The 12,064-nt window shown below is 46.4% G+C and carries 12 protein-coding genes and 1 pseudogene; 7 read left to right on the top strand and 6 right to left on the bottom strand.

All coding sequences use genetic code 11. The features are described 5' to 3' along the window. Positions 1–33 precede the first annotated feature (33 nt). Complete coding sequence (nrdF, locus tag C1I60_RS15865) at positions 34–999, top strand: class 1b ribonucleoside-diphosphate reductase subunit beta (RefSeq protein WP_137062613.1); 966 nt, start codon at positions 34–36, stop codon at positions 997–999. A 299-nt stretch (positions 1,000–1,298) separates the two neighbouring features. On the opposite strand, the gene C1I60_RS15860 is transcribed toward nrdF, so the two are convergent. After that, positions 1,299–1,562, bottom strand: a complete 264-nt coding sequence (locus tag C1I60_RS15860; protein ID WP_137062612.1) for a hypothetical protein — start codon at positions 1,560–1,562, stop codon at positions 1,299–1,301. Positions 1,563–1,790: 228 nt separating this feature from the next. Between C1I60_RS15860 and C1I60_RS15855 the strand changes: the two are divergent. The 5 genes and pseudogenes from C1I60_RS15855 to C1I60_RS26200 form a co-directional block, all read left to right on the top strand. Beyond that, a pseudogene (locus tag C1I60_RS15855) lies at positions 1,791–1,958 on the top strand (transposase); the annotation flags it as partial. Between the two features lie 150 nt (positions 1,959–2,108). After that, a complete protein-coding gene (locus tag C1I60_RS15850) occupies positions 2,109–2,720 on the top strand; it encodes a DUF2239 family protein (protein WP_137062610.1) in 612 nt (203 codons plus the stop codon). A 55-nt stretch (positions 2,721–2,775) separates the two neighbouring features. Continuing rightward, the gene (locus C1I60_RS15845) at positions 2,776–3,216 is read left to right on the top strand and encodes a DUF1330 domain-containing protein (protein ID WP_137062609.1); all 441 of its coding nucleotides are present in this window, start codon (positions 2,776–2,778) and stop codon (positions 3,214–3,216) included. Between the two features lie 18 nt (positions 3,217–3,234). Next, a complete protein-coding gene (locus tag C1I60_RS15840) occupies positions 3,235–4,125 on the top strand; it encodes an alpha/beta fold hydrolase (protein ID WP_137062608.1) in 891 nt (296 codons plus the stop codon). A 607-nt stretch (positions 4,126–4,732) separates the two neighbouring features. Beyond that, complete coding sequence (locus C1I60_RS26200) at positions 4,733–4,891, top strand: ankyrin repeat domain-containing protein (protein WP_137062607.1); 159 nt, start codon at positions 4,733–4,735, stop codon at positions 4,889–4,891. Between the two features lie 24 nt (positions 4,892–4,915). Here the strand turns inward: C1I60_RS26200 and C1I60_RS15825 are convergent, their stop codons facing one another. Further along, entirely contained in the window at positions 4,916–5,341 is a 426-nt protein-coding gene (locus tag C1I60_RS15825; protein WP_137062606.1) for a VOC family protein, read from the bottom strand. 324 nt (positions 5,342–5,665) lie between these two features. Here C1I60_RS15825 and C1I60_RS15820 point away from each other — a divergent pair, with 324 nt between their 5' ends. Then, a complete protein-coding gene (locus C1I60_RS15820; protein WP_137062605.1) occupies positions 5,666–6,304 on the top strand; it encodes a copper amine oxidase N-terminal domain-containing protein in 639 nt (212 codons plus the stop codon). Between the two features lie 87 nt (positions 6,305–6,391). On the opposite strand, the gene C1I60_RS15815 is transcribed toward C1I60_RS15820, so the two are convergent. From C1I60_RS15815 to C1I60_RS15800, 4 genes are all read right to left on the bottom strand, one after another. After that, a complete protein-coding gene (locus tag C1I60_RS15815) occupies positions 6,392–8,479 on the bottom strand; it encodes a class I SAM-dependent methyltransferase (protein ID WP_137062604.1) in 2,088 nt (695 codons plus the stop codon). 305 nt (positions 8,480–8,784) lie between these two features. Beyond that, the gene (locus tag C1I60_RS15810; RefSeq protein ID WP_137062603.1) at positions 8,785–9,756 is read right to left on the bottom strand and encodes a glycoside hydrolase family 43 protein; all 972 of its coding nucleotides are present in this window, start codon (positions 9,754–9,756) and stop codon (positions 8,785–8,787) included. Between the two features lie 41 nt (positions 9,757–9,797). Next, positions 9,798–11,183, bottom strand: coding sequence for an arabinan endo-1,5-alpha-L-arabinosidase (locus C1I60_RS15805; RefSeq protein ID WP_137062602.1), 1,386 nt, complete (start codon positions 11,181–11,183; stop codon positions 9,798–9,800). 74 nt (positions 11,184–11,257) lie between these two features. Then, a partial coding sequence (locus C1I60_RS15800; RefSeq protein WP_252361737.1) for a carbohydrate ABC transporter permease occupies positions 11,258–12,064 on the bottom strand: 807 nt, incomplete at its 5' end.

Below are 12,064 nucleotides of genomic sequence, written 5' to 3'. Positions count from 1 at the left end.
AAATCTCGGAAGCTGAAGGGAGAATGCTAAACAATGACAGGTATACAAGCTGTAAACTGGAATCGCTCGGACGATGATTTTACACTGATGTTCTGGAATCAGAACATTATGCAATTTTGGACGGATGATGAAATTCCGCTGTCCGACGATAAAATGAGCTGGGTAACCCTCAGTGATATTGAAAAAGAAGCCTATATGAAAGTATTAGGCGGCTTAACGTTGCTGGATACGATTCAAGGCGGCATAGGTATGCCGCAAATTATGGAGCATGTGGACGGGCTGCAACGCAAAGCTGTACTAAGCTTTATGGCGATGATGGAGCAAATTCATGCGAAGTCGTACAGCAGCATTTTTACAACCCTAGCTTCTACGGAAGAGATCGATGATATATTCCGTTGGGTAGAGGAAAATCCGTATCTTCAGACCAAGGCGGAAACCATTCGTCAGTATTATTTGAATATTCATACACCAAAAGACTTGTATCTCGCTATGGCAGCGTCTGTGCTGTTAGAAAGCTATTTATTTTATAGCGGCTTCTTCTATCCTCTCTATCTGGCGGGTCAGGGCAAGATGACATGCAGCGGAGAAATTATCGACTTGATTTTACGGGACGAAAGTATTCACGGTGTTTATGTGGGTGTGCTGGCACAGGAGATTTATGCAGAGCTGGACGAGGAAGAGCAACGGGATCTGTACCAGACGCTGGTAGGGTTGCTGCGCTACTTGCACAATAACGAGGAACAATACACCGAGCAAATTTATGCTCCCATCGGGCTGGTGGACGATGTCAAAGTCTTTTTACGCTACAACGCCAATAAGGCTATGATGAACCTGGGCTTTGATCCACTGTTTGAAGAAGAAGAAGTCAATCCAATTGTAATCAACGGCATCAGCACTCACACCAAGCAGCATGATTTCTTTTCTAAAAAAGGAAACGGCTACGTGCGTGCAATGAATGTGGAGCCGCTGACTGATGATGATTTTAATTTTGGAGTGTAGATAATAGGAATATGTGAAAATAGTTTGTTTAGGTGATGCTGAGGAAGACCAATCCGCAAGTGGATGGTTTTTCCGATCGCCGTTGTCAGGGGGTTCTTTTGGATTAGAATTTAAGGTTAGAGTCCCCCGGCAAAGGCGAACGCTTCGCTTCTCCAAAATCCATCCACTCGCTGCGTTTCTCAGCATGATTCAATATCCAAAAGTATTTTACATATTCATATAAGTCGTTGAGTTATTTATATTTACAAACCATACAGGCACCATCTAAGAACGAGTTATAGTCATCTCTGCATACTGAGTCATATATCTTTGGATGCAAGATCGAACTTCTGACGACTCATTTTACCATTAGGTCTGTGATATAAGATTGTAACTGCATCCTGATGCGGTTGAACCTCAATATCTGCTGCTGGAAAAAAGCCTGTTAATTTCTCTGATGTAAAGCTTGGATGATCTGCATCTACTAATACTGGAATCAGCCATTGGTCTCCCAAGTCGCATAAATAACGTCTGCCATCTTCGTTTTTAGCGATTACAGCGACGTGCGCCTCTGCTGTCCCCAAATCATGGCCGATGGGATAAGCCTCAATTCCTTCTTTTTTAAATTCGTGCAGCAGCCATATCGCTAAGTCAAAACAATTACCTGTAATCCCATACCGCTCAATGGTTAGTTCATTATATGTACTAATCTCCTCTATTTTTTGTTTAAAAGAAATATTAACTATAGCTTTAAAGTTTAGTATAAATTATTTAATATATTGAGGATAAATGCTTTCTTTGGGAGTGGCATTGTGAGAGTACAGGAAGTAATTCTTAATGATAATAAAAAGAGATATTTGCTGTTGGATGAGGTAGGAGTTCCAGTTGTTCCTGTGATGAAGTATTTAAAACACCTCGATCAGACAGGTAAAAGCAACAACACACTAAAGACTTATTGCTATGCATTAAAACAGTATTTCACTTAGCCCTCAACAGCGCGGTCCTCTTAGGCCGCGTCTTTTGCATTTATTTCCTCCATAACGAACGATAAAATCAATATTACCCGGGTAATATTGATTTTTTATTTTTACCCGGGTATAATTGGTGAGGCAATCAGAGAGGAGGTCAGCATGAGTAATGCCCTAACGCACTTTTACTGCACGGCATTTTTGGGTGTGGGAGTCGTCGCCAGTGGTTCGTTACAGCACGTTGTTACTACAGTGAAGGATGCTCTGGATGACAGAGACCTCACACAGTTGCTTATATTTGACGATTCCACAGGGAAGCCAATAGATGTTGATTTTCGTGAGAAGACAGATGATGTGCTTAAACGATTAGGAGAACAGTTAGGTGACCTACCCGGTACGGAAGTGAATCACCAGCCTATACGGCGGGTCGGTCGACCCAAGCTGGGGGTTGTATCCGGTGAGGTTACGTTATTGCCACGGCATTGGGAATGGCTCAAGAGTCAACCTGGAGGGGCGTCGGTAACATTACGAAAACTCATTGATGAGGCTCGCCGTGCTGGAGAAAAACAGAGCAATATCCGAGAGTCACAAGAAGCAACATATAACTTCATGACAGCTATGGCCGGGAACTTCCATCAATACGAAGAAGCTCTACGGGCACTGTATGCTGGTGATTTGGATCGTTTTTACCACTTCATCGATGACTGGGCACCTGATATCAGAAACCATGTCAAAAAATTAGCCGCTAATGCATTCCCTGAAGGGAACTTATGAATGAGAGCATGTGGAGGCGTAAATATTTAAATAAGGAACTACGAAAGGAGCCGCTATGACAGAGTTTGAATCTATTCGTTACATCGAACCATCGCAACGCGCTGGCATGAGGTTTATGCAACGAGGCATTGAGGGCAGCATCGTCATGTTGAACCTGCTGCGTTTTCGTGACGTTGCCGATTACACAGCCAATCCTGAACTAACACCGGAGGTCCCGATCAGCGGTGCCGAAGCTTTCAACCGCTACATTGAGCACACCCTCCCATTTCTCCGTGAAAGCGGAGGTGAAGTGCTGTTTCTTGGCGATGGCGGAGAGTTTCTTATCGGACCCGAAGACGAAAGATGGGATCTTGTTATGCTGATCCGCCAGAGCAGTGCGCAGTCTTTTCTTGCTTTTTCAAGTCATCAAGACTACCTGGCCGGTATTGGGCATCGGACTGCAGCGATCGAAGATTCACGCCTTCTGCCTATGACAGAATTTCCGATATCGAATTAATTGGAGGAGAGGATGATCATGAACATCCTGAAAGTAAACGGCATCGATTTGGCCTATGACAGTTTCGGTAACGAAAATGACGAGGCTATCATCCTAATCGCCGGGCTTGGAACCCAGATGATCCGATGGACAGTTTCGTTTTGTCGGATATTAGCAGCGCGGGGCTTTCGCGTGATTCGCTTTGACAATCGCGACGTAGGTTACTCGACGCACTTTAGCCATTATCAGACCCTAGATTTTGACGCACTGGCGACTGCTCGTATGTCGGGACAGCGACCGGACATCCCTTACACTCTTGATGACATGTCCAACGACGCTATCGAACTGCTCGACGCCCTTTCAATTGACCGGGCACATTTCGTTGGCAGGTCGATGGGCGGAATGATCGCCCAGATTGCAGCCAGTGAGTACCCTGAACGGGTTTTATCACTCACTTCCATCATGTCCAGTTCCGGTAATCCCACCCTTCCGCAATCTCCACCGGAAGTCATGGCGATGATGACTACACCGGCGCCGAACCCATTTGAGAATGAAGCAGGATTTTTGGCGCACAGCCTCGCTTTTGCCAAACTCATCTCCGGCACCGGCTATCCGTTTGAAGAGGACGCTTATCGGGCGCTCATTCTGGAGGAAGTCCAGCGAGCCTACGATCCAGGCAGTGTCGGACGACAAATTGCTGCGATCGCTGTCTCCGGTGACCGGCGTCCGCGGCTGGCGACCATAAAAGTACCAGCACTTGTCATTCATGGGGTGGACGATCCCCTGTTCGTCCCAGCGTGTGGCGAGGACACGGCTTCTGCCATCCCGGGCGCCGAGCTAATGTTGGTTGACGGCATGGGACACGACCTGCCGCACCAACTGTACAAAGTAACCGCTGATGGCATAGAGCGAACGGCTCGTCGCAATTAACACGCGCTTCCTGAATAGCAACCAGCCGGAGTCCCGCGGTGTCCAATGGGGCTGAGTAGGCCCAGGGGTGCAGCGCTAATCAATTTGCACCCTTGGCGCATACGACCCGGGTGGAAGCGGCGGTGCTCTTGGAACGGTTGTTAAAGCAGTTCCATTTCATCAATTAACGGGGCTTCCTAACAGAGACTCCATTTGAACGTATATGTAGAAACGATCGAATAAGCACCGGTTTCATGATAACATCGTGAGCCGGCGCTTTTTCTGTGGGGATTTTTCCAAACAGACGATGGTCAGATTCAGAAACGAATTATTCAAGTAAAGGGAAACGATAGTTAAGCATAAAGGGTTCCACATTGTTTTTTTTAACGGTCATGAGTGCTTTTATCTTGCCGTTTAATCATTCGTTTGAATCCATCGTTTTTTATTTGGCTTTGTCCATTTTTTTAGGATGGCTGGCGTTACTTTTATGGTCAGGGTTCGGCTCGATTTTCAAAAGTTCTTTGCTAAACATGACAAGTCATTTCGATTAATTATGTGTTTGTTGTTGATATACTCAGCGATAAGTATTTTTATTTAAAACTAACGAGGGGATAAATCCTTTCTCCTTGTGTCCCACCAGGCCAGAACCGCCATTCAGGATAGCGATGGTCATACTTGTCTGCATATGGCTGCATATCATCACGATCAACCGGAAATCATTCGTCTGTTAATGGAGCAACCTCTTGAACGAGGATTCATACAAAAAACAGCCAGATCGCCAAGGTAGCGAAATCAGGCCGTTTTCCATTGTTTAAGGCCGACCCTCCGTGAAAATTTGAAAAGTGACACCAAACTTGTCTGTTACATTCCCATAAGCAGGACTAAAATGGGTTTCTTGCAAAGCCATCCCCACCTGTCCTCCCTGCTGTAGAGCGTCAAACATTTTTCTGGATTGCTCGACACTGTCGGTGGTAATACAGATGCTCACCTGATTCCCGCTGTTAAACGGCGAACCAGGAAAGGTGTCGGAAAACATAAGCTCTGTCTCACCGACTTTGAGAGTGGCATGTCCCACACGTTCCTTGACCTCTGCGGGAATGGGGAATTCCGGATTTTCAGGCATTTCACCGAAGGTTTGGATAAAAAGAAGTTGGGCATCCAATGCCTTTTCATAAAATTGAATCGCGTCCTTCGCATTTCCATCCATCGTAATATAGGGGATCAAACGCTTTGACATTTTTCAGCACAACTCCTTCATTTTTTATAGTTGAATCAATTTCATAAAAGCTACTGAGGGTATTATGAAATTGATTCAGTTACCCGTCATTTCTCCTGTATTATATGCAAAAAGTAATAATAAAAACAGAGTTGTTTGTTATCTTTCTTCAACCGAAATACCAAGGTGCTGTGCCAAATCTTTTTTTCAAAATCGTCTTTTCTTAATTTTGGTAAATTATTGAGACGCTGTTACCGATATATTCTATAGAACCCAACACTGCAAACGTTCTCTTCTACTTTGAGGGTCATATAAAAACTTCGATTAACAAGGAGCTTACAATTCATGAAAAAGAAAGTCGGCATAACTGCTTCTGTCTTACTGCTCGCTCTATCCGGTTCTTTATCCGTATCTGCTCATCCGGGCAGAACAGACTCCAGTGGCGGCCATACCTGCTGGACCAACTGCTCGAAATGGGGCCTTTCCTACGGAGAATATCACTATCATAACGGGGGTTCTTCCTCCAGCAGTTCTTCCTCTTCCAGTAGCTCTGCATCCAAGAAAACCTCGAAATCAAAGCAAAAATCAAAACAGCAGCAAAGTACACAACAGAGCCAAAAACCCGCTTATACTACAACCAATCTGAAAGTACTCGTGAATGGAACGCCTATTTCTTTTACAGCCAAGCCCGTTATCTACCAAAATACAAATCTTGTTCCCTTGCGCGATATAGCAGAAAGCTTGAAGGCTGAGGTCGTGTGGGATCACGGTACTGGAACCATAGGGGTTACCAAGGCCAATCACAAAGTTACGTTAACCCTGGGAAGCCAAACCGTATTTTACAATGGACAAGCGGAACAAATCGCTGTGGCCCCCAAGACGATCAATGACACCACTTATGTACCTGTACAGGTATTCGCCAAAGGATTGGGTGCGCAGTTAGTCTATGATGAAAACACAAATACGCTAAAAATCTCTCTATAAGCCACTCGAATATGCCAAAAAGCCTTTTGATCGCACTTGGCGCAATCAAAAGGCTTTTTTTGTTCAACTGGATCAGCTTAACCTACTCTATTGCGGCTTCTCAATCACAATCAGACAGGTGCTATCCGGCAGGGAAACAGGCTGACCCTGCTCATCGGTAAATTCAATACGCCCGGCCAGCGCTTCCGCATATCCCTCCTGCAAATAGTGACGGCTCTCCCGGATTATAGCGTGCGATCCAAGCGTGCGGCGAATACACTCTTCATACTGTGAAGGGGTAAAATACCCAAACTGCTCCTGCACTTCATGCACATAGGCTTCCGTCCCCCACGTGTAGGTGTACAGAAATTCCATCGCATCGTTCACAGGCAAAATAGCCTCATGCTCACTCACACGCTCAACTTCAATGTGGCGACCTGCAAAATCCTCGGCATATCGCAGCAACCATTCCATTCCGTCCGGCTCCAAGAACCGGATTCGTCTGCGCTGTTCTGTCGGTTCAGTCATAATGCCGTCACGGATAATGATACGTCCGCCCGGTGCCAGCACATGATAGGCGCTTTGCAAAGCAGCCTCCACCGTATGCAGATTGAACCGGGCTCCATCCCGTTCAATGTAAGAATACAGCTCGTGGAGAATGGAAGAAAAAATGACCGTGTCCATGCTCCCCGGCTCTATAAATTCCTCCAGTTGGAGAGCATCTCCTTTAATCACATCCCAGCGGTGGCCCTCCAATTGCTTTTTACGTTTGAGCGCTTCAATAACATTCACAGAAATATCGAGTCCCAGCGGCTTCACGTCCGGTATCTCCTGTTCAATCAGATCCAGCAGCACCCCCCCGCCAGGTCCGATATCCAGTACACGAGTCCCCGTCACATAATCCAGAATGACCTTTTTGTAATCCACAGTTTGATTCATATCCATAAGGTATGTTTCCTCATTGTGAAAACGATCATAAGCATCACGACGCAAGCCGAACAGGTCAAACAGTAATAATATAGCTTTGTCATACAAAGGCGTTTTTTCCGCCTCGATGCAAAAGTCGATCAGCTTCTCAGCCGCAGATGAAAAATGAAAATTGAAAAATACGGTACTCGGCAGTTCCTCTTTATGCTCCACGATCACATTCAAATGAGGATTATGCTTCCGTTTTCCTTGCAAGATATCCTGCCAGGATAGCGCATGTAAATATTTCTCAATCATTCGTTTTTTGTATACATTAATTTTCTTGATACCTCGATAGTCATAATGCATCGTGTTCATGAGGGATTCAAAGCTGATATGTCGCACCGTTGCAGGCAATTCCTGTCCCGTACCATCCCGTAACGCAACTAAAAATACCTTCACCAGCTCCGGAAGCGAAAAATCCTGTAAAGCCGACTCCACATACCAAAGCGTTCGATTCTCCAACGGAGCCAACGCCTTATCTACATTCAACTCGCGCTCCAGCTCGGCGTAAGCCTGCTCGAAGGGTTCCCCTTCATGAATAGAAACCGACCGTAATCTCTCCAGTCGTTCCTTCACACTCCAGGCCACAGGCGCGTTATCCCAGGCGATCCAGCCAATCAGTTGCTCCACTTCACTCCGTACCTGCTCCCATAACTCAGGGTCTACCCCGGCGATAATGCATTCATTTAGCGCACGTAAGGCAAGCTCCAGTTCTTCGTGGCTTAACCAGCCCTTACGGGTAATTTCCAGCAGCGCCCGATTTTCCGCAAAAGGAATTTCACCCCGTATATACTGTCCGATTAATCCATGGGTCTCAATCAGAATCCGAGTCATAGTGTTGCGGGGGAACACCGGTTTCTCCGCTTGAGCCTGTCTGACGTACAGCTGGGCGGAACCAATATTATGCACAAATAAATTGATGCCCTCCTGCTGCCAACGCAGCCGTTCGCGTACTGTGCCTCCTTTGGCCGTCTCAGACCATACCAGCACGTCTTCCAGCAGCTCCTTAATCCAGAAAGACAATGGAAGCCCGTCCAAAATAAGCAACGTACGCTCCACATAATCCAGTACAGGATTAGCATCCTTTAACTCCCCTATAGAGTGGATTCGTTCCAGGTTCACAATGCGCTCCTCAGCCGAAACGAGCAGCTTGAGCCAAGTCGGCGTATCCCAGGCCAGATCGTTTTCTTTCCGATAGTTGGCAATGGCTTTTAACGATTGCAGCATTTTTCCTCACCTCGATTGATTCGGATTCGGTAAATACGTGTAGATAAGAGCCTTGTATAAAATACACTTTACCATACATTTATTGTTTACATCCCGTGGAAAATATTAAACTTTTTTAACAATTATAAGCCGAGTTTTTGATAAGGGTTTTTCCGCTGCCACGAAAAAAAAGATATCTCCCAGCCTTACGGCTTAGAAGATATCTAATCATCCTTGTTATACGTAGTTAATCTATCATTTCCTGCATTGTTCAGAAAACTGCGTCGCTGTTATACAACACGCCACTCCTGTAACATTCGTATCGCTTATTTACCGACAGGAACTCCATCCGATACCGGAATGCCAAAATGAGGCGTCCCGTCCTCGTGCCAATTCAACGGCTGAACACGTGTATGGCGATTCGGGTCATACAACGGGTCACCCGTAATCTCCTTGTAATTCCGTGCATGATACACGATGACGTCATTACCGTCAGCCCCAACCGTAAAGCTGTTATGACCCGGTCCAAACTGGCCCGTTTCCTCATTCGTGCAGAATACCGGCTCAGGTGATTTCGCCCATGATTTCGGGTCGAGCAGGTCTGCATTCTCGTCTGCAGTCAGCAGTCCCATGCAATAATTGTAGTCAGTCGCGCTGGCTGAATAGCTGATAAAGATTCGTCCGTTCCGTTTCAGAACTGCCGCTCCTTCATTTACCTTAAAACCGATGACTTCCCAATCATATTCAGGGGTCGAGATCATTACCTGCTCACCGCGCAGCGTCCACGGATTGCTCATTTCAGAAATGTACAGATTGGAATTGCCGACAATGTCCGGGTCCTTCTGTGCCCATACATAATACAAAATTCCATGATGCTGGAAGGCTGTTCCATCAAGCGAAAATGTTTCCCAACGGGTTTTGATCTGCCCCTTTTCCACCCATTCTCCTTCCAGTGGGTTGGCCGAAGCATTTTCCAGCACGAACATCCGGTGGTCAAACAGACCTTCCTTCGTTTCAGTAGTGCGAGCTGCTGCAAAATAAATGTACCATTTGCCCTCAATAAAATGAATTTCCGGCGCCCAAATGTTAGCGCTTAACGGACCTGTTTCATATTTATGCCACACGGCGACAGGCTCTGCTGTATTTAATCCCTGTATAGTAAGTGCCCGCCGAACCTCAATACGATCATACTCGGGTACAGACCCGGTAAAGTAATAATATCCATCACTATGCTTGTAAATCCAAGGGTCTGCCCGTTGCTCAATAACCGGATTAATAAAAGGTATAGGTTGATTCATAGTTCTTCTCTCCTCTATTTATAAGTATGTAGTTCATACAATTAATCGCCGATACGCTTACCCCAAATGGAAATCCCCTTGTCGTCCATACCTGTAAAAACTAAAGTGTGACGACCCAACTCCCAGTCCCATGAAGGAAGCAATAACAGTTGCTCCTTGGTCCCAACGGGCGTATCGCTCCAATCCATTGTTAAAGTACGCTTGCCGTCAAAGCTCCACTGGCCTTCAAGCATTCCGCTGGTTGCCCGACCTCCATCTTCCAGACGAAGCGGTTCAGCTTCCACTTGACCGTCCACTTCCTGCTTCATCACGATGCGTTCCCAACTGCCGGATAATAATCTTTGAGGTATATCCTGCTCTTGCTCGCCCGCATACCGTTCCGGCGATACGACAGGCCAGCCCTCAGCGGTCCATAATATTTTACGTACATGCAGATACGGCCATCGCTTATCCGTCTCTCCCCGTGCATGATGCACGATATAATAATCCTCTCCGTCCTTCAGAACGGAATTGTGACCTGGCGCAACCCAGCCTTCTCCTTCGCTGAACCGATAGCCACCCAATACCTTGTTTCCGATCTCATATTGGGGCAAATAGCTGGTATCTGCCATATCATGTCCATTGATATCCACATACGGACCTGTAATCGAATCCGAGCGGGCAACGCGTACATTATAGTCCTCGAACAAAGAATCATATGAGACAAACAAGTAATATTTGCGGAATGCGGGATTGTACACAATGTACGGCCCTTCCACAGCACCATCCTCTGTTGCCCGATCTCTGGCGGCAATATTTTTCCCGTAGCCAGACTCCTTCAGCTTTCCAGTCTGGGGATCAAGTGGCGTAATATAAATGCCTCCAAAAAACGAGCCGTATACCATCCACGGATTCCCCTCCGCATCCAGCACCGGATTGGCATCAATTGCATTCAGCTTGTCATGCTCCTTCGTTTTAACGACCAGCCCTTCATCCTTCCACGGGCCTTCCGGCGAGCTTGATGTCTGCAATCCGATGGCTGACCGTGTGCTGCCAAAAGTAGAAGCTGAATAATACATCCGATAGATATCGCCCATTTTAATAACGTCCGGTGCCCACAGATTGGTTGCTGACGACCATACCTCTGCTTCCTTTGGAATGCCAGGCAGCGCATACTGCACCCAGTTCCAGTGGATCAGGTCGGTTGATTTACGTACCATGACCCCCGGTCTTAGCTCTCCGCCTACCTTTACATCCGTGGAGTAGACATAATAGCCCTGATCTGTTTTGATAATCGCAGGATCATGCGCATTGTTAATCGTCCAGCGCTGCTCATCATTTATCGTACTTGGATCATACAAGTGATCGGGAGGCGGAGCCTGCGGATACACAGGGTCCGGGGTGTTATTCTCACAACCGGATAGGCCCAGCATAAGCAGCATCACCATAACTGTTATCTCCCTCCTTCCTTTAGATTTGTGATTGCCTTGCATCATTCATCCGTGCCCTCCAGTGGCTACACTTAACCTTTGACACCGGAAATAGCAACCGACTCAATAATCTGTTTCTGGAAGATCAGGAATATAATCAGCACAGGTAACAAAGCGACTATAGAAGCTGCCATAATGAGCGGATAATCCGTCTGAATGGCATAGGTCGCATTAAAGTTCGCTATGACCAGCTGCAATGTTTGCGTTTCCGGTGAATTCAAATAAATAATAGGTGCCAGATAATCGTTCCATATCCCCATGAACCATAAAATAAGCTGCGCGGCGATAGCTGGCTTAATGAGCGGGAACGTAATCGACGAGTAGAGTCGGAAATAAGAGCTTCCGTCAATTTTGGCAGCTTCGATAATGGCATCAGGTATGCTAAGTAAATACTGCCGCAGGAAAAAGATCATGACCACATTCCCAAACAGACCCGGAACGATCAGCGGCAGAAGCGTGTCTACCCAACCGAGCTTGGAAAACATCATAAACTGTGGAATCATAACCGTCGGATACGGAATCATCATGGATGCGATCAGGGCCAGAAACAGCTTGTTTTTATGAGGAAATCTCAGCTTTGCGAATGCAAAAGCGGCCACACTGGATGTAAAAGTACCAATAACGGTAACACTTACGGCCACAATCACACTGTTTTTAATCCCGCTGAGCAAGGGCCCTGCTTCCCAAATCTCCTTGTATTTGCTGAACTGGAACACTTCTGGTATCCATACTGGCGGAAGAGCAAAAACATCCTGCTTTTCCTTAACCGAGGTGGACAGCATCCAGAGCAACGGTGCGATCATCACAATAGCTCCAATGGCCAGGGCAATAAAGATAAT

It is taken from the genome of Paenibacillus terrae, assembly GCF_005217525.1.
Classification (GTDB): Bacteria; Bacillota; Bacilli; order Paenibacillales; family Paenibacillaceae; genus Paenibacillus; species Paenibacillus terrae_C.
Note: the sequence above shows the minus strand (reverse complement) of the source record. Positions and strands in the feature narration are given on the sequence as shown.

Excerpts from the sequence above, each read along its gene's own strand:
- nrdF (WP_137062613.1), top strand. The coding sequence starts at position 34 with ATGACAGGTATACAAGCTGTAAACTGGAATCGCTCGGACGATGATTTT.
- C1I60_RS15850 (WP_137062610.1), top strand. The coding sequence starts at position 2,109 with ATGAGTAATGCCCTAACGCACTTTTACTGCACGGCATTTTTGGGTGTG.
- C1I60_RS15845 (WP_137062609.1), top strand. The coding sequence starts at position 2,776 with ATGACAGAGTTTGAATCTATTCGTTACATCGAACCATCGCAACGCGCT.
- C1I60_RS15840 (WP_137062608.1), top strand. The coding sequence starts at position 3,235 with ATGAACATCCTGAAAGTAAACGGCATCGATTTGGCCTATGACAGTTTC.
- C1I60_RS15825 (WP_137062606.1), bottom strand. The coding sequence starts at position 5,341 with ATGTCAAAGCGTTTGATCCCCTATATTACGATGGATGGAAATGCGAAG.
- C1I60_RS15820 (WP_137062605.1), top strand. The coding sequence starts at position 5,666 with ATGAAAAAGAAAGTCGGCATAACTGCTTCTGTCTTACTGCTCGCTCTA.
- C1I60_RS15815 (WP_137062604.1), bottom strand. The coding sequence starts at position 8,479 with ATGCTGCAATCGTTAAAAGCCATTGCCAACTATCGGAAAGAAAACGAT.
- C1I60_RS15810 (WP_137062603.1), bottom strand. The coding sequence starts at position 9,756 with ATGAATCAACCTATACCTTTTATTAATCCGGTTATTGAGCAACGGGCA.
- C1I60_RS15805 (WP_137062602.1), bottom strand. The coding sequence starts at position 11,183 with ATGGTGATGCTGCTTATGCTGGGCCTATCCGGTTGTGAGAATAACACC.